Annotated in this window: 12 protein-coding genes and 6 pseudogenes; 12 read left to right on the top strand and 6 right to left on the bottom strand. The window is 58.1% G+C overall.

The annotated features are described in order from the left end of the window. Window positions 1-18: 18 nt before the first annotated feature. The 6 genes and pseudogenes from OMK73_RS09090 to OMK73_RS39000 form a co-directional block, all read right to left on the bottom strand. Window positions 19-1,101, bottom strand: a complete 1,083-nt coding sequence (locus OMK73_RS09090; RefSeq protein WP_267601718.1) for an IS630 family transposase — start codon at window positions 1,099-1,101, stop codon at window positions 19-21. 22 nt (window positions 1,102-1,123) lie between these two features. Continuing rightward, on the bottom strand, window positions 1,124-2,275 hold the full coding sequence (gene ltrA / locus OMK73_RS09085; protein ID WP_420715490.1) for a group II intron reverse transcriptase/maturase: 1,152 nt from the start codon (window positions 2,273-2,275) through the stop codon (window positions 1,124-1,126). Between the two features lie 400 nt (window positions 2,276-2,675). Next, window positions 2,676-3,473: pseudogene (locus OMK73_RS09080) on the bottom strand (IS4 family transposase); the annotation flags it as partial. Window positions 3,474-3,914: 441 nt separating this feature from the next. Beyond that, window positions 3,915-4,205 (bottom strand): transposase DNA-binding-containing protein, encoded by a 291-nt coding sequence (locus OMK73_RS09075; protein ID WP_267601716.1) that lies wholly within the window; start codon window positions 4,203-4,205, stop codon window positions 3,915-3,917. A gap of 644 nt (window positions 4,206-4,849) precedes the next feature. Beyond that, window positions 4,850-5,852 (bottom strand): annotated as a pseudogene (locus tag OMK73_RS09070) (formylglycine-generating enzyme family protein). An 807-nt stretch (window positions 5,853-6,659) separates the two neighbouring features. After that, window positions 6,660-7,596: pseudogene (locus OMK73_RS39000) on the bottom strand (GlxA family transcriptional regulator). A gap of 602 nt (window positions 7,597-8,198) precedes the next feature. Between OMK73_RS39000 and OMK73_RS09055 the strand changes: the two are divergent. From OMK73_RS09055 to OMK73_RS09000, 12 genes and pseudogenes are all read left to right on the top strand, one after another. After that, on the top strand, window positions 8,199-9,719 hold the full coding sequence (locus tag OMK73_RS09055; RefSeq protein WP_267601715.1) for a hypothetical protein: 1,521 nt from the start codon (window positions 8,199-8,201) through the stop codon (window positions 9,717-9,719). Between the two features lie 597 nt (window positions 9,720-10,316). Next, entirely contained in the window at window positions 10,317-10,448 is a 132-nt protein-coding gene (locus OMK73_RS09050) for a hypothetical protein (RefSeq protein WP_267601714.1), read from the top strand. Window positions 10,449-10,457: 9 nt separating this feature from the next. Continuing rightward, window positions 10,458-11,192, top strand: a pseudogene (locus OMK73_RS09045) (IS6 family transposase). Between the two features lie 110 nt (window positions 11,193-11,302). Then, complete coding sequence (locus tag OMK73_RS09040) at window positions 11,303-11,482, top strand: hypothetical protein (RefSeq protein WP_267601713.1); 180 nt, start codon at window positions 11,303-11,305, stop codon at window positions 11,480-11,482. Between the two features lie 297 nt (window positions 11,483-11,779). Further along, the gene (locus tag OMK73_RS09035; protein ID WP_267601712.1) at window positions 11,780-13,381 is read left to right on the top strand and encodes an MFS transporter; all 1,602 of its coding nucleotides are present in this window, start codon (window positions 11,780-11,782) and stop codon (window positions 13,379-13,381) included. A 50-nt stretch (window positions 13,382-13,431) separates the two neighbouring features. After that, window positions 13,432-13,866 carry a RidA family protein gene (locus OMK73_RS09030; RefSeq protein ID WP_267601711.1) on the top strand — a complete coding sequence of 145 codons (435 nt, stop codon included), beginning with the start codon at window positions 13,432-13,434 and terminating at the stop codon, window positions 13,864-13,866. A 27-nt stretch (window positions 13,867-13,893) separates the two neighbouring features. Beyond that, window positions 13,894-14,418 (top strand): 3-hydroxyanthranilate 3,4-dioxygenase, encoded by a 525-nt coding sequence (locus tag OMK73_RS09025; RefSeq protein WP_267601710.1) that lies wholly within the window; start codon window positions 13,894-13,896, stop codon window positions 14,416-14,418. A 35-nt stretch (window positions 14,419-14,453) separates the two neighbouring features. Then, the gene (locus OMK73_RS09020; protein WP_267601709.1) at window positions 14,454-15,104 is read left to right on the top strand and encodes a flavin reductase family protein; all 651 of its coding nucleotides are present in this window, start codon (window positions 14,454-14,456) and stop codon (window positions 15,102-15,104) included. Window positions 15,105-15,224: 120 nt separating this feature from the next. After that, entirely contained in the window at window positions 15,225-16,187 is a 963-nt protein-coding gene (locus tag OMK73_RS09015) for a LysR substrate-binding domain-containing protein (protein ID WP_267601708.1), read from the top strand. Between the two features lie 134 nt (window positions 16,188-16,321). Then, window positions 16,322-17,401: pseudogene (locus OMK73_RS09010) on the top strand (porin). 203 nt (window positions 17,402-17,604) lie between these two features. Next, complete coding sequence (locus OMK73_RS09005) at window positions 17,605-19,095, top strand: 2-hydroxymuconic semialdehyde dehydrogenase (RefSeq protein ID WP_267601707.1); 1,491 nt, start codon at window positions 17,605-17,607, stop codon at window positions 19,093-19,095. Next, window positions 19,092-19,918: pseudogene (locus tag OMK73_RS09000) on the top strand (2-keto-4-pentenoate hydratase). The gene OMK73_RS09005 and the pseudogene OMK73_RS09000 overlap by 4 nt, the downstream one beginning before the upstream one ends. Window positions 19,919-19,927 lie beyond the last annotated feature (9 nt).

The following is a 19,927-nucleotide window of genomic DNA, read 5'->3' as shown; positions in this document are numbered from 1 at the left end:
CATTCCTACTCCGACCGATTACGATGCGCCGGTTTGCAGCGGATAGCCCCGGAAGCTCCATTTGAACGGGCGTGCCGCCTGATTGTGCGCGCGGATAAACTGCTCGGTGCGCTCGCGCAGGTGCGCGATGCTGGTGTGACTCGCATGGCGCAGTACCCGGCGCGTGTAGCGGGCAAACCAGAGTTCGATCTGATTGACCCAACTTGCGTGCAACGGCGTGAAGTGGAAGTGAAACCGCTCATCGTGCCGCGCGTTAAACGCCTGCCAGACGGCCTGGGCACAATGTGTGTTCAGGTTGTCCCAGACGACGTGCACCTGTTTGCCCGGGTACGCGCTTGCCACGCGCTCCATGAAGGCGACCAGATCGTCCTGGGTGCGCCGGTCGCGGCAGTCTGCCAGCACCTGTCCGGTATGCACGTCAAGCGCCGCAATCAACGCCTGGGTGCCGTGACGAATATATTCAAACTCACGCCGACGCAGCCGCCCCGGCGCGGGTACCCGTCCCGGGTGCTTACGCTCGATGGCCTGAATGCCGGTCTTCTCGTCGATACTGAGCACCACCGCGTTTCGCGGCGCCTTGCGGTACAGTTTGCAAATGCCGTTGACCTTCTCGCGAAAGGCGGGGTCTGGGCTATGTAGCCATTGCTGGACCCGGTGCGGACGCACGTCGCCGGCCTGCAGAATGCGCTGCACTTGGCTGCGGCTGATCTGCTCGACAACGCCACGCTCCACGGCGCGCGCCACAATCTCATCGAGCGTGGGCGTGACCCGCCCCTCAGGTTCCTGCGTCTCACAAGCCAGCGCGATCAACTGTAGTCGCGCCTCGTGCGTGATGCGCGGCGGACGGCCGCTGCGCTCGCCCTCGCGAATGCCTTGGGCACCTTGCTGGGCAATACGCTTGCGCCACAGGCAGACCGTTTGCACCGATACACCCAGTTCCCGCGCAATGACTGTATTGGCGTGGCCCTCGTGGGCCCACAACGCGATTCGCGCGCGCATCACATCTCGCTGCGGCGCCGTCTTGCGCTCGATCAGCGATAACAGTTCCTGTCTTTCTTTCTTCGCCAGCTTCACTGGCGTTGCATAGCGGCCTCGACTCATCCCGCCATGATATCCGAGGCGATTATTTATTCAAGCTATTTCCGGGATGTTGTACTAGTTTTCGATCGATATAACCAGAGAGCTTGTGCATTGCTGTCCGATAGAACGCCCCATAGTAGTTCCACCACCCACGTATCGTCAGGTTGTATTGCTGCGCCAGTTCGGCAAGCGTCGCCGGAGTCTGACGGTGTAGCTTCCACCCACGCACCGTTTGCCGCATCCGCTTGATGGCATCCGTACTCGCAGCCGGCAGGAAGCTGGTGAATTGCCGGTGCTGCTTGTCGAGCGCCGCTCTCGGTCGAAAAGTAAAACCGAGGAACGTGAATTGCACGTGCGGATAGGTTCCGCGACGGCGGCTTTGCCTGCAATATACGATCTTCGATTTCTCCGGATGCATCGTCAGTCCACACTCCTCTAGCCTCGATGCGATGGACTGCATCAGGGCTTCCGCCTGCTTTAGATTGCGACAGTGAACTACCGCGTCGTCGGCGTAGCGGGCAAAAGGGCACTGCGGATAGGTGCGATGCATCCAGCGGTCGAACGCATAGTGCATGAACAGGTTCATCAGGATCGGACTGACCACGCCCCCTTGCGGGGTACCACGTTCCCGCGGCAAACGAGTGCCGTCTTCCGCCTCGAACGGAGCAGTCAGCCACCTCTCGATATACAGCAGAATCCAGCTTTCGCTGATATGGGTGCGGACCGCCTTCATCAATAGGCCGTGATCAATTTGATCGAAGGCCGCCTTGATATCAAACTCAACCACCCAGTCATATCGCCAGCACCGTTGTCTGGTGACAGCAACCGCCTGTTTCGCCGAACGCCCCGGCCGATATCCATATGAGTCTGGATGAAACATTGGGTCGAGTATCGGTTCGATGATGAGCTTGGCGACAGTCTGCGCAATCCGATCTGAAACGGTTGGAATACCGAGTTTTCTGAAGCCACCGTTTGCCTTCGGAATTTCCACTTGCTTGACCGGTGGTGGGAAATACGACCCCGACGACATCCGGTTCCACAGCTTATACAAATTCCCGGACAGGTTCCGCTCGAACTCGACTATTGTTTCATCGTCGATGCCGGCAGTTCCCCGGTTAGCCTTTACTTGCTGGTATGCCTCCCATACGGTGCGCTTTGCAATGCTATAAGGTTTCGCTGATGTCACGTCACTCATCCCCACATGGCAGGTTGGTGACCGTCGTCAGCAGGATAACGCTGCCCCTTCGCTCCACTTTCATTACAAAAGCTTCCTCACTACTACGAGCAGCTCCGCCCCTCGTTCCGGCATCGGTATTCTTCCTCATGGTGTCTGCCATTCGTTATTTCCCTTCGCATCCAGAACAAGGTTCTCACGTTCCGTATCAGAGCCTGTATTGAGCTCATGCCGCCTATACACCGACTGCCATCGGGACCGTAAGCAGGTATCGTCCCGACTAATCCTGGAGCAACTGGTCGACTCCAGTTTTGACAGTACTTTTACTCATTAACGATGCGTCATCGGACGGTTCACTTGCGTTCATCTTCTCAACACGTACCTGACATCTTTACGATGCCTTTTCCGCAGTCGCTCACCACCACGCCTTTTGAACGCAGTAGCACTGGGCGGTTTGAAGCCTGCCCCTGCAGGCCGACTTCGGGAGGCCATCTCCCATCTTTGATACAGCATCACAAGCTTTCGCCTGTGTTCGTGACACACACCAGTCGACGAGTTCGATGACAGCATCGGCGTCCTGCGCTTCTCGGTTCGTCAACAACCGCCAAACCACCGGCTTGACGCCTGCAGGCGCTCCGATTTCCCTGGCCTCTACACAGGTGAGTGCCGCTCCGGCCAGGCCCGGCAGCTTCACACGTTGGGCGCGTAGCTCCTGTTTGACCTCGCGCGCCTTCTGGCCTGCACGCCCCGGCAAGATAAAGGTGATTTCCCCAAGTACCGGGCTGGCTCCGACGCTATCCCACAACTTGCCGCCCTCGGCAAGGTTGCGGTTGTGTTGGCTGCGGATCAACCAGTCGGCTGGCTGGCCAAGTTCCTGGGCGCGCGCCATCAACTCGGCAATATCACCCTCGCGGTCCGTCACATACACCAGCCGTGTCTGGGGCAACAGCGCGGCTTGCTCCGCAACCCGTTCATACCCTTCAATCCAGCGTACGCTTTCCTTGATCCCGCCGCGGTTGCCGTTGGCGTCCTTCGGCTCCCGAGCCCACATCCAGGCATCGATCACTCCCAGCGGTTCACGGTCAGGCGTCACCGCGTAGGTCGGATGTAAATACATGCCCCGCTGGGCTTCGTAGCTCAGCGGCCCCAGCCCCTCGATTTCCTGGCCATTGAAGTTCAGCTCTAATGCAGAGTGTATTTTAATGCGGAGCCCCGTTCGTGGAGGCCCCGTTGGCGAATGAATTTGACTACTTTTTTCTCCGCATAAGGGAACTCGATCTTAGAGGGGCGATGAGTTCATCCGTAGCCTTGAAGCGTCGGGAACGCAGATTTGGCGAGACGATTGCGTCGAGCGCTTCCATTTTTACCGATGGGTCCGCACGTGAGTAGACCTCGCTCGTCTGCATGTGTGCGTTGCCGAGCCAAAGCGAAACCTTTCTGAGATCCTTGGTGACTTGCAAGACGGACAACGCACAAGTGTGCCGACCTCCTTGAGCAGAAGTCTCCAGCCGGGGCCAGAAAGATGTCAATATTATGCGGAGCAATGCCGAACAAACGCGATACTCGATCTGCTTTGAGAGAAGTCCAGTTACATTGTCTTCGGTGAACTACTCCGCATTAAAATACACTCTGCGTTAGAGCTGTAACGCGGTGCACGGCGTTACAGCTCGGTCGTATCAGCGATGCACAGCACTACCGGAAACTGCGCGGCCCTCGCTGCAGTGCGCTCCCAATGGGGCTGCATCACGTCCCGCCAGTCGATCTGCTCATTGCCGAGAAACCGATACGCCCCAATGGTTTGCGACCAGTCATCGCATGCGCCAGGGATGCTCGCCGTAGGCATGGCCGCAAACCGCTTGAGCAACTCCTTGGCGCGCCGATCCCGCCGCGGATCACCAAGATCCAGACTCTCAAATTCCTCGTCCACCCACGCCCCCGACTCGTTGCTCATAACTGCGCGAAAATCCGAGAGTAAACGCGAGTCCGGCGAAGTTAACAACCCCCTACCTCGAAATTTCCGCTGCCTCGGGCTTCCTACCTCGCTGCGAAGACGGTCTTACTTCTGTATAAGGAGATGCCCTAAGGGAGGGTCGTGCCTTCAGAATAAGGCAGAGGAGGACCCCGCCGAAACGCGTTTTTGCTAGGTGCGTTAGCAGACATTCGCGCCGCCGAGCCAAGTGCATCCTAGAAGTCCCATTGGAAGGTTCCTCTCAACCTTTCATTCGCCTCGCCGCTCCACCCGGTGCCGGCGAGGCCTTTCTCGTCCATCGTCGGAGGCAGCCAGCAAGGATAAATGCTCTAAGCTGCGCGGGGAAGTGAGGGATCGCATCGAGAAGACTATTGGGAAGCTCAAGAACGCTCAACTTGAAATATAGGCTAGCCAATCGGCGATGGCCTTATAGCACTCGCGCCCGGCATGGCGAGTGAACAAGCCAGCCAACCGCTCCGCGTTAACGCGCTTGCTCCAACGATCCAATGTAGCTGTCACTGTAGTCGACCTTATCCCGAATCTCGGCCCAGGTGAGACGGAGGGCAAAAGACCGACGAAGGCCCTTTCTTCTCGCTGCCCGCTGGTCGAGGTATCGGCATCAGCGGCTATCGCGCATCCACATCCGTTTCCCTTACGAGGCGCATACCGACCAGCGCGTAGCGCGTCTGCGGCGTGTTCCAGTTGCGATACGACGACCTGGCGTAGAACGGCCAAGTGTGCCACGATCCACCGCGGCGCACGCGCACGTCGCCGGACGCAGGACCTTGGGGATCTTCAATGGGCGCTCTTGCGTAGTAGTTTTCGTCATACCAGTCCGCCACCCATTCCCACGCGTTGCCGGCCCAGTGCGTTTGGTGCGAAGCTGCCCACCGGCGCGGTGAATCGGAAGCCATCGTGCCCCTGCGTCGCATAGCTCTTCCACTTCGGCCAGTTCTCTTGGGTATCGGCATCGAACGTATTTGCGACCTTAAGAAGCGATTGCGGATCGTTTCCGCTGTAATATCGTGTGCTGGTGCCGGCACGGCAGGCATATTCCCATTCGGCTTCGGTTGGGAGGCGATATGTCTTCCCTTCCTTCTCGCTAAGCCATTTTGTCATCGCCACGGCATCGTTCCAGATGACATTCACGACTGGATGATCGTCACCCTGGCGAAAGCCAGGGTTGCGCCATGAATACTTTGGACTCCGCCCCTCAAAGGCATCGCGCCGATCCGATTTCTCGGGGTCGTATTTGGGGTTGTAGCCGTAGCCGCCCGTGCCATCAGTTTCCGATTCGGGCGTGTAGCCAGATGCTTCCAAAAACCGCTTGAATTGGCCCACCGTGACTTCGTATTGCCCCAGGTAAAACGACCGAGTGACGCGAACCTTGTGCACCGGTGCTTCGTCGCCAATTCCCAGCAACCGGTCACGCTCATATTGCGGAAATGCCTTGGCAAGTTCTTCTGGCGACTCGTTGCTACCCATCATGAATTCCCCAGACGGGACCAAGATGAACTTCATCCCGAGGGAGTTTTCGATGACCTTAGGTGATTCCGCCCCGGCCTCAGTCAACCTCCCGATTGAGATCGCGAGCAAAGCCAGAATCGACACCGTTGCATATTTCCACATATTGGGCTCAAAGATAAAAGATAGGCAATTCGGTCCCGCAGGCCTGGGTCTGGCTTCTTTGTCGGTCGTGTCGACCAATGGCCATGAGATTGCAATTGTGGAGAGGGTTACCCAATTAGTGACTTCCCTAGGATCGTGTCTATCTGGACGGCTTCGTGTACGCTGCCGTTGCCGGGCATCATGGCGGCAATCGTAGACGAAGCCGGACAGGACGTGCCTGCTGGCAACGGTAGGGCCCTGAACCTCAAGCGTCGCGTCATTGACCCGCGTTGCTGCGTACCATCTCGGACAATCCCGTGCGCCATAGGACGAGCCACTTCCGGGACGGAGTCGGCGGCAAGCTGTACTCTTTCCGACGATGGCGCGGTGCGTGACGTCAAAACGGAATTTCAAGATTGTGGCCGCATCGACGACGCGCTCAACGTGTCCGGCCATCGACAAGGCACGAAGGGGATCGAGTCGGCGCGGATTGCGAGTTCGTTGTCGCAGGAATAATTGGACGGAAGTTCAAGCTTGCAGGTGGCCGCTCGATATCCGCAAAGTTGTCAAGACTTCACGCTGGCTATTGCTGCGCAACCGGGAGAATTTGACTTCCGAAGGCGACCAGATCCGGTTGGAGAAGCTTCTGGCCGCCAGCCAAGCCTAGTTCCTCGCTGAAAGCCTCGATGATTGTGACGGGGTTGTCCTCAGCAATGAAGTCATCAAGGCATTCTGGATGCAGCGTAACCTGCTTGCGGCTTTCACCCTCTATGAATCGCTTCATCCGGCCTCCTAACTGAATGCGTTTGCTCAACGGCGCGGCCGTTCCTACCCCACAGGGCGAATGTGCCTTCGGAACTCGCCCGGCGAGATGGACATCCGTTTGCGGAAAATCTTGGCCAGCCGGTCGCCGTTGCTCATTCCAATCCGGCTGCGCGATCTTATCGATCGGCAATTCGGTTTCGCTCAGCAAGCTGCACGCGGTATCGAGCCTCGCTTGCAGCAGGTAATCCGAAGGCGTTATCCCCATCTCTAGCTTGAAGCAGCGTAAGAAGTGGCGCTCACTCATGGCCGCGATCTCGGCGGCATCGGCGACGGAGATCGTGCGTTCGCAGTTCTCATGCAGCCAGCGCGCCGACGCGCGGATCTTGTCGCCCATACTGGTGGTGCCCGCGTCGTTCAGCCGCGGCACCAGTTCGATGCTCCACGCCGGCATCAGCCGATCTGCAACGCCGCGCGCGACGTCGCCCCCCAGGTCGCGCTTGATGATCGCCAGCGCACTCTTCAAGGAATCATGGTGGATGCCGGATTCGCTGGGCGAACGTATCGCGCACGCGCGGGGCTCGCGCGGTGCTTCGCGGTTCCGGACGAGGCCGGCGGCGGCCAACACTGCGCAGCCTTCCGCGATCGGCGTGACGTTGGCGGTCTTGGGATAGATGGTGCGCGGCCAGCAAAGCAGCCGCTCGTTGCCTGCGGCGCTGTGCGCTCCAACCCCGCCCGCGATGAAGAGGACATCGAAGCCGATGTAGTCGCCAGCATCGAGCCCCTCGGTCCAGATCCGGACGGACGAGGAGCACGCGATGTTGCCGCCCTCGAGGGAGAGGAAGCAAACTTCGTAGACGAAATCATCGCTAGCATCCGACGAGGAGATCTTGTTGGCCATATGAAACAATTCTGCGACGAGTCCTGCGCCAAGCAACGAAAAGCCGTCGAACAGCAGAATTGCAACACGGCGCGCAGCCCCTAAGCAAGAAAACACCCGTATTGCCCGCTGGCAGCGGCACGAGCTCGCCTACCGGATACTGGCGCTCTCCGCGGAGCGGATTTTGCACGCTATCGCGATCAACGGCGCGATGACGGTCGAGCCGAGAACACGATCAGGCTAGAACTCCAGCTCGTCAGTCACCTCTACGAAATCGCGCGCAAAGAGTGGGGGATGTACGGACTCATGAATCCGCTCAAAAACATCCGGAAACCCGGTGGTAGCAGCGCCCGCGACCGCCGACTTGAGCCTGGTAAGTATGAGCGGATTCATGCGCGCCTCCGTGGAAGCGGAAACCCATATGCTGCACCGGCATTCGATTTGGCCATCGAGACTAGCCTTCAACAGGGTTCCCTGTTCATGCTCCGCTGTCCGTGTCGCCGGCTTCGGTGGTGTCTTTCGTGGCCAAATCTGGGTTTCTCCGAGCCGGCGCGCTTCGAGTCGCCGGCGCACTTCACTACTCACTGTGGCAAAGGCAATCTATGGCGTGGCGGACTAACCCAACCTCTACACGTGGGCGTGATGTCGAAGAAGTAGCAGTACATTGTCATTGACAGCACCAAGGACGGCAGCGAGCACGGCCCTGCTTCTACTACGAAAGGGGGGTGCTCGCCCTTGTACAACCTGAAGAGCTTTCCTACGCTGTCTGCACACCCTTGATGGGGGTTCTTCAGGAGGGAATGGCGATGCCGCACATAGCAGGTCTTCAGGAAATCAATCCTTTGGCTGACTACAAGGCGACTTTTAACCTGTTTTATGAATTTGTGAAGGGCCAGGTGAAAGGTGACCTAAAACAGGATCAGTACCTGCAACTACAAACGATCGCCGAGCCTCTTGATCTGAGCAGCAAGTATCCGTTCTATTCACTGTTCAACTACCTGTGCAAGGTTGATCAGCTCCTTGCTCCCGTGCCGCTGAGCGACCAGTTCACGATTACCGATCGCACCCTGTTTGCCGAGTACAGCCGATTCGTCGAAACAGCACTATCGCTGATCGAGGCCAAGGCTCTCTCTCCGGAGGTCATCAAACAGATCAATGCAAAAACAGTCGAGATCGAGAACCTTAAAGCTGACATTCGTCGCCTGGTACGTGAGGACGCGGTGGCCTGGAAGGATTACGCCAGCCTGCGGGGCATTCCGTACGGAGATTTGGCACAATACATTCAGTGGAGCAACCGTTATGGCAACGCCAATGACATCGAGGGCGATGCCGCCAAACTTGCTTCGCTCTATGGCGATCTTGAACAGCTGCGCCGTACAGAATATGCGGACGCCGATCAGCGTGAAATCAAGGAAGCCTGGGACAAGTTGATTAGCGTTGGTGCTCGCATCCGCTATCCCCGAATGGAAGATGGGGCCTATCCGGATGGTTCCCATTTCACGTTGCCGTATCTGGCATCTCTTCCGACAGGTGATACGGCCGTTTTTGCTGATCGCCCTGTAATCTTGCCCCAGCTTACCGTCGGCGCAATCGCTACGACACAGATTGGCGAATTTTCCATAGCTTTCAACAAATCGCGCAAAGCGACCGAAAGCATGGAGTCCGACTGGTCGGGGTCAGTATCCGGTTCTTACGGCTGGTTCAGCGCCTCTGTGAACGCTTCGGAGTCAACCGCGATCAAGGAGGAATTTTCCCACACCGAGGATGTGACCCTCGGCTGCCGCTCGTGCTTTGTAGCTGCTATCCAGCTGCCCTCCTGGTTCAACAGTAACTTGTTCTCGAACAACCTTATCCTGCAGAACAAGAGTTCATTCCTGCGCTACCTGGGTCCCGGCGGCAGTTTGCTGTATTACCCGAAGGGTTTGATCCTGATGCGTGGTTTCAAGATCAATTTTAAATCCACCAATGGTTGGAAGTACGACTATACCCACGACTTCTCCGTGGGCGGCAGCGCTTCAGCCCGCTTCTTCGGGATCGGCCTAGGAGGAGGCTATAAGCGCCATGAACACCAAGAAAAGCATGTAGTCGAGACCAATGGGGACACCCTAACCTTCGACGACGGTGAAAACACCCTTCGGGTGGTCGGCTACTTGGCTCAGAAGAACACTGCCTTCATAAAGACGGCGATTCAGGGCATTGAGGGGATTAGGTTCAAGGATGAAGATGCGGCAAGGGCGCAGTCATGACCCGCATGCTAACTTATCTCATCGCGATGACAGTCGTGCTGGCACTGGCCAGCTGTGCAGTCTCGCCACGCGTTTATCCGCTATGTAACATGCGCTGCCTCCCTGACGGCACTTGCGGTACGGACCACGGGGTGAGCGCCCAAGAGGTGGATGCTCTAACCGCTGCACTGCTAGCGGAGCATCCCTTTTCCCGCGCTGATCGAGTGGCGGTGACTTCTGGTTATGCTTTACTCATGACGAGTGACGCGACGGACGCAAATCTGCGGCGAGGTTGGGGGGCGGCGGCCTGCTTTACGCCACTCTCCCCTCTGATAACGCGAAGTACGTGCGCTTTCAGCAGTGCTTGCAGGGGATGCCCAAGTGGGTGCAGTTCACAGCGCCGACTTCAGCTCAAGACTTGCTGCTTGATCCAGACTTCAGGAAAGTCTGCATGGGTTCAACCAGCTAGCAGCTAACTCGGGATGCGCGGTGGTGTATAGCGTTCAGTAACTATAGAAACTATGAAGGGCCCGCAGAGTTGAGCCCCTTGGAGTAAAACGAGGATTCGGAGTCTCGTTTTAAAGGAGCACGCAAACGACCATCACTGGCCGGCTGTACGTGGCTTTCGAACTCGGCGAGAAGAGCTGGAAGCTGTCGCTGGGCGGCGGCGTGCGCGCGCCGAGCCGGTGCTTGGTGGTGGCCGGCGACATCGCGTCGGGGTTCTGTCACGTTGACGTAGCGGTCGCGTAAGATGACGCGATGACGACAACGAAATCGCTCTATCACGGCCACCGGTTCCCGGCGGCGGTCATTAGCCAAGCGGTGCGCTGGTATTTTCGCTTCAACCTGAGCCTGCGCGACATCGAGGAACTGCTGTTTGAGCGCGCTGTGGTCGTGACCTACGAGACCATTCGCCGCTGGTGAGACAAGTTTGGCGCCGGCTATGCCCAGCGCGTGAAGGCCGCACCGCGCAAGCCAGGCAGCACGTGGCATCTCGATGAGATGTTCGTGACGCTGCGCGGCGAGCCCTATCTGCTGTGGCGGGCGGTCGACGAGCACGGCGCGGAACTGGACATCCTGTTGCAGAAGCGGCGCGACAAGGCCGCAGCCAAGCGCTTCTTCTTACGAGTGCTTCGTTCCTGTCCCGTGCCTCGCAAGATCGTCACCGACCAATTGCGCAGCTACGCGGCCGCCAAGGCCGACATCCCGGAACTGGCGAACGTCAAACACGTGTTCGTCAAAGCCGCTGCACGCTTGAATAATCGGGCCGAGAACAGCCACCAACCCACACGTGAACGTGAGCGCCGCATGCGTGGGTTTCGCGATCGCAAACGCACGCAGGCATTCCTCTCGAGCTTCGGCCCGATCCGGCAGCACTTCGCCCTCAAGCGACATTTGTTGCGCGCTTCTCTCTACCGCAAACATCTTGCAGCTCGGTTCGCTGCGTGGCACGAATTCACCGGAGTCACCCAAAATCCGTCAACTGCTTTCTGAGCCGTGGTCATGCCTGCCGCTGTTTCGTCTCGGTACCGGCAAGTTGACAGTGCCCTCAAGCCTACCACCCGGAGGAATCGTGCTACGCCATGTGCACGAGGAGGATGACGATGAGAATAACCCCTTTATCCGGTGGCGCAGATGGCTTCCTTAGGGAGGCTGGCGAACTCATCCAGGCCGCCGAGTCACGAAAGCCGGACCCCGAGCAAGTCGCTCGGCTCCAGCAGAAGTACGGCTTGCGCTACTTGCGGCACAAGGAGGGGCAGCAAGCACGCCGCACGGCGAGCTAAAGCACAACGCGAGGCCAATTGCACCATTGGTGTGAAAGCAGCTCTCCCGCCCCTTCTCCGCGCAGGAGATCGGTCCACGGAGCGTGATCGAGGACCTACCTTGCACACCATTGATAGGCACCAAACAAGTCGCCGCAATGTGATCAAAAGGGCCTGATAGGGTTGATATTCCAGCGTGGAATAGCAATGGATCTATGATTGATTATGGTCTCCCGAACGTAGCTTTTAGACTCTCCTTCAACGGTAGCAACTGCGCTCCGTAGCCTTTAGGCCGAAGAATGTGTGGAGGAGAATCTAATGAACATTGAACTGACAGCTGATGTACGGACACGGGGTGCTGCCAGACGTGAGGAGATCAAGGTCGTAATAGGCGCTTGCGTCGGCACCGTCCTCGAATGGTACGATTTCTTTCTATATGGAAGCCTAGCGATATTTTTCTCGTCGCATTTCTTCCCTGCAGGGAATTCAACCGCTAGTTATCTTGCTTCGCTGGCGACGTTTGGTATTGGGTTTATCATCCGCCCGCTAGGCGCGGTAGTATTCGGTCGGTTTGGAGACAAGGCCGGGCGAAAGGCCACCTTTCTTGCCACGGTGATCTTAATGGGCATCTCAACGGCAGGTATCGGTTTGCTGCCGTCTTACGCGACGCTTGGCTGGGCTTCTCCAGCCATTCTTATCGTTTTGAGACTTTTGCAAGGATTGGCTCTGGGCGGGGAGTACGGTGGCGCGGCAGCCTACATCGCCGAACATACGCCGGCTGGCCGTCGGGGCTACGCCACAGGCTGGCTCCAGACTACGGCGACTTTCGGATTCCTGCTGTCCCTGGCAGTGACGCAGATCTGCCGGATCTGGATTCCCGCAGATGACTTTGCTTTGTGGGGATGGCGGGTGCCTTTCCTAGCGTCGCTGCTGCTGCTTGCCGTATCCGCGTACATTCGTACGACCCTATCGGAATCTCCAGTCTTCAAGCGCATGAAGGCGGAGAATCGGACCTCAAGCGCGCCTCTGCGTGACAGCCTCATGGTCGGTCAGAACGTGCGGCGCATGCTGGCGGTATTGTTTGGCGCACAAGCCGCGGTCGGCGTTGTTTGGTACACGTGCAACTTCTATGTTCTGTACTTTATGACTTCGACGCTCAAAGTCCCTCCGAGCGACGCTTACGGCCATCTCGTTGTGGCTCTGATCTTCTCGCTTCCGCTCTACGTGTTCTTCGGCTGGCTGTCGGACAAGGTTGGCCGCAAGTGGATCGTGCTCATTGGCTGCGGAATGGCGGTACTTACCTTCGTGCCAATTTTCTCGCAGCTGGGAAAAGCCGTGAATCCCAGTCTCGCCAAATTCCAGGAATCCGTCGTCATCCGTGTTGTCTCCTCTGATTGCGGCCGCAGCATGTTCTCCAACGCCGATGCTGCATGCGACAAAGCTCGCGACTTTCTGACTCAAGCCGGCCTGTCCTACCGCGTAGAGCCAGGTCTGGCGGGGGAGCCGTTGGTCACGCACATTGGAGACAAGGCGCTGGTAAATTTTGATGCGAAGATCTATCGGGAAGCGCTGGTCTCCGCGGGCTATCCGCCCGTCGCGGATGAGAAGCTGATCAATCGCCCTCTGATGTACACGCTGCTGTTCCTGCTAATGGTCTGGGGAGCGATGGCTTATGGCCCCATGTCCGCATACTACGTTGAGCTGTTCCCCGCGGCGATTCGCTACACATCCATCTCCATCCCCTACAACATTGGAGCTGGCTACTTCGGCGGGTTGGCTCCTTTTATGTCGACGGCCCTGGCTGTCAACTCGGGGAACGTCCTTGGAGGGTTGTGGTACGCGATTGTCGTGGGCGGAATCTCGGTTGCCATTGGCATTTTCGTGCTGAAGGAAACCAAGGATGTTGATGTGAATCAGTAGGGTGAGTTAGTTGGTCACCCTCTTAAGATAGAAGGCTCTGGAGTGATTTCATGACGCAGTCGACTCAGGCACGATTGGTGCAAGGCAAAGCAACTCCTCGCGGTAAGTTCCCTCACGTCGTGCGCGCAGGTGATTTTCTGTTCGTCTCCGGGACTAGCTCGAGGCGTCCAGACAACAGCTTCGTCGGTGCTTCCGCAGACGAATTCGGTACGTCCTCCGTTGATGTCAGGGAGCAGACCCGTGCCGTGATCGAGAATATCCAAGACATCTTGCAGGCAGAGGGGGCGAACCTCAAGAATGTGGTGGAAATCACTACATTCCTTGTCAACATGAATGACTTTGGCGGCTATAACGAAGTATACGCAGAGTACTTCGACGAAGGCGGTCCCACCCGAACGACTGTCGCAGTCCATCAATTGCCCCACCCGCTGCTGACTATCGAGATCAAGGCGATTGCCTACGCTCCGCTGGCCAAGGCGGGGTAGTTCTGCGAGTATCGATTGGAGAAGACTATGTTGAAGTACGGAGCGCCTTTCAGCCTGACAAAATGGGTGGAGGACCATCGGCATCTCCTGAAGCCACCTGTCGGGAATCAACAGGTATGGCAGGACGCTGATTTCATTGTGACCGCTGTCGGCGGACCCAACCTTCGAACGGACTATCACGACGACCCGTTTGAGGAGTTCTTCTACCAGATTGAAGGAAACGCGTACCTGGGCCTCATCGTCGACGGCAAGCGAGAGCGGGTCGACCTTCGGGAGGGGGACATGTTTCTTCTTCCACCCCACGTCCGCCATTCCCCGCAGAGACCGGAGGAAGGCAGTGTCTGTCTCGTGATCGAGAGGCAGCGTCCTCTCGGGGCTGTTGACGGATTCGAGTGGTACTGCGATAGCTGCGGCGGGTTGGTTCATCGAGTGGAGGTGCAACTCAAGAGTATTGTCGATGACCTTCCACCTCTGTTCGCCGAGTTCTATGCGTCAGAAGAAAAGCGGCGCTGCAAGAGCTGCGGCTTCGTTCATCCTGGTCGCGGCGCATAGCGTCCGAATCACGTCGGTTTGGGAAAGAAATCACTATGACAAGCGTCGCTATGTGCGGGCTCTCGGCCAGGCAAAAGTACTGGCTAATTACCGGCAGCATCGGGCCGCGCCCGATTGCACTGGTAACCAGCGTCGGTGCGGATGGCATTTGCAACGCGGCACCATACAGTGCCTTCAACTACATGGGGGAGAGTCCACCTCTGTTCGCGATCGCGGTGGATCACTATGGCGACGAGAGTCATCGCCCAGGGGAACTGAAGGATACCCTCAAGAATATTCTCGAGAAGCGCGAGTTCGTCGTGAACATGGTCGATGATTCCATCGTGGACCGCGCGGTGCTTTGCGGGACCGATTATCCGGCGGGGATCTCCGAGGCCGAGGCGGTCGGATTCTCGCTTGCGGCTTCCGACACGGTTGCGGTTCCCAGGATTGCCGAGGCGCCCATCGCATGGGAGTGCCGCCTATTCAAGACTTTCGAGTTCTCTGCGCAGCGCTCCATTGTCTTCGGCGAGATAGTTTCGATGTACATCCGCGAAGATCTCTTCGATGATGAGAAGCTCCGGGTAAGGGTCGATCGATTTGAGCCAGTTGGTCGCCTGGGTGGCCCCAACTATTGCCGGACGTCTGACCGTCGCAGGATTCCCGTTCCCACCTATCTGCCGGCGGTTGGTGTTGCCAGGGAGTGAGCAAACTCATCCAGACGGGGAGTCCACTCCGCCGCGAGCTTAGGTGACGGAAGGCTGCACCGCGGGAAGTCACGGACTGAGGAAAAAATCGGATTCGTGTCTATTTGAGGTGGTTACCCTATGCAGATTCGTCCGCTAACACTAATCCGACTAAGCCGGAACCTGAAGCTGAGCCAGTTGTTGGTCTTCGAGCGCGTAATCGAGACCGGTTCGATATTGCATGCTGCCCATGACATGGGGCTTACCCAGCCTGCGGTCACGAAGATCATCCAGGAACTTGAGGCGGGCGTCGATGGTGCCCTCTTCGCCCGCTCCAATCGCGGTGTTGTTCCTACGGAGTTGGGCCTGGTTCTTGCTCGCCGCGTGAAATCGCTTCTCGCGGAGTTCCGGTACATGACCGAGGAGCTTGACCGGTTTCGCTTCGGGACCGCTGGCAGGATCGTCGTCGGAACGATGATTGCCGCATCTGCCCATCTGTTGCCATCCACCATCGCTCGTTTTAAGGAGCGCGCGCCGAACGTCACTGTCACCGTACAGGAGGGGCCAACGGCGCTATTGTTTCCCGCCTTGGCAACAGGTGAAATCGACATCGTTGTCGGCAGGCTGCCAGAGATAGAGCTTCCTATTTCCGAAGCGTTTCCCTTGACGCATCAAGCGCTGTTTGAGGACGTACTCGAGGTGGTGGTAGGCAGCTCAAACGAGGTCGTGCGCCAGTCAGTCACTTCGTTGCATGAACTGGATCGCCACCCCTGGATCTTGCCGACACAAGACTCCCCTTTACGCTTCTCGGTAGAGCGCATGTTCCGCAACGCAGGGATCGCGCTACCCCGCGATCTTGTGGAGTCCATGTCCGTTCTGACAAATCTAGGCCTGCTACTGACCACCAACCGTGTTGCAGTCATGCCACGGGTGGCAGCCACACAGTTTGTTCGGGCTGGTTTGCTACGAACGCTTTCAATTCCAGAACTGGGGGCCTTTGGGACGGTCGGCTACTCAGTCAGAACCAATAAGGAGCTCACACCCGCGTGTGAGGTCTTTATCGAGTGTCTAAGGGAGGTCGCCGGTCGCAACGAGGTCGGCTGAAACCAAGACTCCTCCAGCAGTCACCTCGCAAATCCCTTAGACATGCTCTAACAGGCAGGCTGGGAGGGTATCGCATTGCCTGTTTCCATGAAGTACTAAAGCAATAAACAGCTACATGCGAAGAAGGAGTGGAAGTGAAGCTAAGCAAAGCAATCTGTGCAGGCTGGATGGTTGTCCCGACAATGGTTTTTGCACAGTCCGTGACACTGTATGGAGTGGTCGATACAGGGATAGAGTACTTGAACCGAACCAGCAGAGGCGACCACGGCCTTGTGAGGATGAACAATCTTTCCGCTAGCGTGCCCTCACGCTGGGGCCTTCGCGGGTCGGAAGACCTAGGCGGCAGCCTGAAGGCGGCGTTTGTTCTTGAGTCCGGATTCGCTCCAGATTCGGGCGTGTCGAACCAAGCTGGGCGGCTCTTCGGGCGGCAAGCCTGGGTCGGGCTCAGTGGCCCCTGGGGGCAAGTGGCACTCGGACGGCAGTACTCCATGCTCTTCTGGGCGACGCTGGACGCGGATATGCTTGGGCCCAATACGTTTGGATCGTCCTCGCTCGACAGCTATATGGGCAATCCGCGCGCGGATAACGCGATCTCCTATAAGGGGAAATTCGGCGGTGTAACCATCGGCGCGACCTACAGCTTTGGTCGAGACGCGGCCCCGGCGGGCGCCAGTTGTGCAGGGGAGAATCCCGGTGACCAAAGTGCTTGCCGCGAATGGTCGACGCTCCTGGGCTACAACACCGATGCATGGGGTGTCGCCATTGCCTACGACTCCTTGCGGGGAGGGGCGGCCGCAGCGGGCAATCTGACGAGCAGCGGGATGAAGGACGATCGCCTCTCCTTGAGCGGTTACACCAATGTCGGAAAGGCGAAGATTGGCGGCGGCTGGATTCGACGCGACAACGACGCTAACGTGGTCACTCCGCGTAGTGATCTCTGGTACGGTGGCGTCTCTTACGCGGTCACGCCGGCCTTCAGCTTGGACGGGTAGGTCTTCTTCTTGCGCTATCACAATCGTGCAAACAAGGCATGGCTTTACGCCGCGCGGGCCAACTATGCACTTTCCAAGCGTACGACGGTCTACACCACCGCCGGCTTTATCGATAACGGCGGTCAACTGGCGCTGTCGGTAAGTTCCGGCGGCACACCGGCGGCCAATCCGTCTGGCGGCAACCAGCTAGGCGCGATGGTTGGTATCAAGCACATCTGTTAAGCGTTTGTCCGCCGGGCGCATGCGATATCGCTGCCAAGCAACAAGGCTGGCATTAATGGGCCGGCCTTGTTGCTTGGGTTCCCGGAAACTGATGGGCTATAAGCCGCTATTCCGCGTGCTTATATCAGCGGCCCAAGGATTGATTGTTCAAGGCACATAGGCAATCCTACACTTCCACTCATCACCAGTTAGCCGGAGTGCCCATGGATTACTACGCTGAGGTTGCAGAGGGATTGCCCAAACGACTGCGGAACTTTATTGACGGGGAGTTCGTCGAATCCGTCCAGTCGTTCCCGAAATTCAGCCCTATCGACGGAAGAGAACTTTCACACGTGGCAGAGGCGGACGCTGCTGCGGTGGATGCGGCGGTGCGGGCGGCACGGCGCGCCCAGCAGGGTCCGTGGCGGCAGTACACCACTGCGCAACGCGCCGAAACTCTGCATCGTATTGCAGATAGCATCCAGGATCGCTTCGACGAGTTTGTCGCCGCGGAGGTGGCAGACACAGGGCGCCCGATCGCCCAGGCGAAGGCCCTCGACATCGCGCGCGGCATCTCCAACTTTCGTACGTTCGCCGACCTGGTAAGTACCGCGCATGGCGAGTGCTTCGAATCGGTCGGCGCGGATGGCACCCAACTGCTCAACTACGTCACCCGCAAGCCCTTAGGGGTGGTCGGAGTGATCTCTCCATGGAACCTCCCGCTTCTGCTGCTTACGTGGAAGGTTGCCCCGGCGCTGGCGATGGGGAACTCCGTTGTGGCAAAGCCTTCGGAGGAATCGCCGACCAGCGCTACGTTGCTCGCGGAGGTTATTCGAGATTCCGGTTTGCCCAACGGCGTATTCAACCTGATTCATGGCCACGGGCCAAATGCAGCAGGCGAATGGCTAACGAAGCACCCGGAAATCGACGCCATCACGTTCACCGGCGAGTCCAGGACCGGGAGCACGATCATGAAGGCCGTGGCCAACGGCGTGAAGAACGTTTCCTTCGAACTCGGCGGAAAGAATGCGGCCATCGTGTTCGCAGACGCTGACTTTGACGCCGCGGTGGAGGGTGTGCTTCGATCCAGTTTCATCAACGCGGGGCAGGTTTGCATGTGTACGGAGCGCGTCTATGTCGAGCGCTCCATCTTCGAGCGCTTTGTTTCGGAGCTCAAGACACGCGCCGAGGCACTCCGGGTTGGCTCGCCGTATGAGTCCGGCATAACGACCGGTCCGATGATCTCTTCGGCGCATCGGGACAAAGTGCTGAGCTACTTTAAGTTGGCTGTCGAGGAGGGTGCCAACGTCGTCACAGGCGGCAATGTACCCAAGTTCGACAACGCCTGTGACAACGGAGCCTTCGTCCAGCCGACGATTTGGACTGGACTGCCAGATAGCGCACGTTGCGTCAACGAGGAAGTATTTGGCCCGGTCTGCCACATATCGCCCTTCGATGCTGAGGACGAGGTGGTTGCTAGGGTCAACAACAGCAACTATGGCCTGGCGGCATGTGTATGGACGACGCATCTTGCACGTGGTCACCGAGTCGCGCAGCGGATAGAGACCGGCATCGTTTGGGTGAATGCCTGGTACGCCCGGGACCTCCGCACGCCGTTTGGCGGCGCCAAACTATCCGGCTTTGGCCGCGAGGGCGGACGCCACTCGATGGACTTCTATTCGGAGCTGACCAATATCTGTGTGAGGGTTGCATGACGGTGGAAACAAACCAATCGCTGCACGCCATTGCCGATGCGCTCTGGCGGGCGCATGGGAGTCAACCGTTCGTGCCCGTTGGTCCGGTGCGAGACGCGATTGAGGAGATCGACGGGCTTCCGCTGGAGAACGCATACCGCGTCCAGCAGATCAACATTGCACGCCAGGTGGCGGCGGGAGCGCGACGCGTCGGTCGGAAGATCGGTCTCACCTCGCGGACGGTGCAGGTGCAACTCGGCGTAGACACGCCGGACTTTGGTGTTCTCCTCGATAGCATGGCGTATGGAGATGGCGCTGAGATGCCGTTCTCGCGCACCCATCAGCCAAAGGTGGAAGCCGAGATTGCGCTCGTGCTGGAGCGTGATTTGCCATACGGGCGCCATACTGTGGCGGACATCCTTCGGGCAACAGCATTTGCGATACCGGCCATCGAAGTCGTCGGCAGCCGGATTGAAAAATGGAATATTCGCCTGTTCGATACCGTCGCCGACAATGCGTCAAGCGGACTGTTCGTGCTCGGCACAAAGCCGGTCAAGCTCGACGCGCTCGATTTGGTCAACTGCGGAATGTTAATGGAGCGTAGGGGGAGCAGGTTAGCGTCGGTGCCGGTGCCGCATGCCTCGGAAATCCGCTTAACGCAGCCATCTGGCTTGCCGATACCATGGTCCGCATGGGAGAACCATTGCAGGCCGGAGATGTAGTCTTGACCGGAGCGCTCGGACCGATGGCAGCCGTAGCGCCAGGCGATGTGCTTACAGCGAAGATCGAAGGGCTCGGCGAGGTACGTGCGGTCTTCTCAAATCAAACGGAGTTCAAATCGTGAACGACAAGA

The organism is Cupriavidus sp. D39 (assembly GCF_026627925.1).
Taxonomy (GTDB): Bacteria; Pseudomonadota; Gammaproteobacteria; order Burkholderiales; family Burkholderiaceae; genus Cupriavidus; species Cupriavidus ulmosensis.
The sequence above is the reverse complement of the archived record's forward strand: the minus strand, read 5'-3'. Positions and strand labels throughout refer to the sequence as shown.

Excerpts from the sequence above, each read along its gene's own strand:
- OMK73_RS09090 (WP_267601718.1), bottom strand. The coding sequence starts at position 1,101 with ATGAGTCGAGGCCGCTATGCAACGCCAGTGAAGCTGGCGAAGAAAGAA.
- ltrA (WP_420715490.1), bottom strand. The coding sequence starts at position 2,275 with ATGAGTGACGTGACATCAGCGAAACCTTATAGCATTGCAAAGCGCACC.
- OMK73_RS09075 (WP_267601716.1), bottom strand. The coding sequence starts at position 4,205 with ATGAGCAACGAGTCGGGGGCGTGGGTGGACGAGGAATTTGAGAGTCTG.
- OMK73_RS09040 (WP_267601713.1), top strand. The coding sequence starts at position 11,303 with ATGAGAATAACCCCTTTATCCGGTGGCGCAGATGGCTTCCTTAGGGAG.
- OMK73_RS09035 (WP_267601712.1), top strand. The coding sequence starts at position 11,780 with ATGAACATTGAACTGACAGCTGATGTACGGACACGGGGTGCTGCCAGA.
- OMK73_RS09030 (WP_267601711.1), top strand. The coding sequence starts at position 13,432 with ATGACGCAGTCGACTCAGGCACGATTGGTGCAAGGCAAAGCAACTCCT.
- OMK73_RS09025 (WP_267601710.1), top strand. The coding sequence starts at position 13,894 with ATGTTGAAGTACGGAGCGCCTTTCAGCCTGACAAAATGGGTGGAGGAC.
- OMK73_RS09020 (WP_267601709.1), top strand. The coding sequence starts at position 14,454 with ATGACAAGCGTCGCTATGTGCGGGCTCTCGGCCAGGCAAAAGTACTGG.
- OMK73_RS09015 (WP_267601708.1), top strand. The coding sequence starts at position 15,225 with ATGCAGATTCGTCCGCTAACACTAATCCGACTAAGCCGGAACCTGAAG.
- OMK73_RS09005 (WP_267601707.1), top strand. The coding sequence starts at position 17,605 with ATGGATTACTACGCTGAGGTTGCAGAGGGATTGCCCAAACGACTGCGG.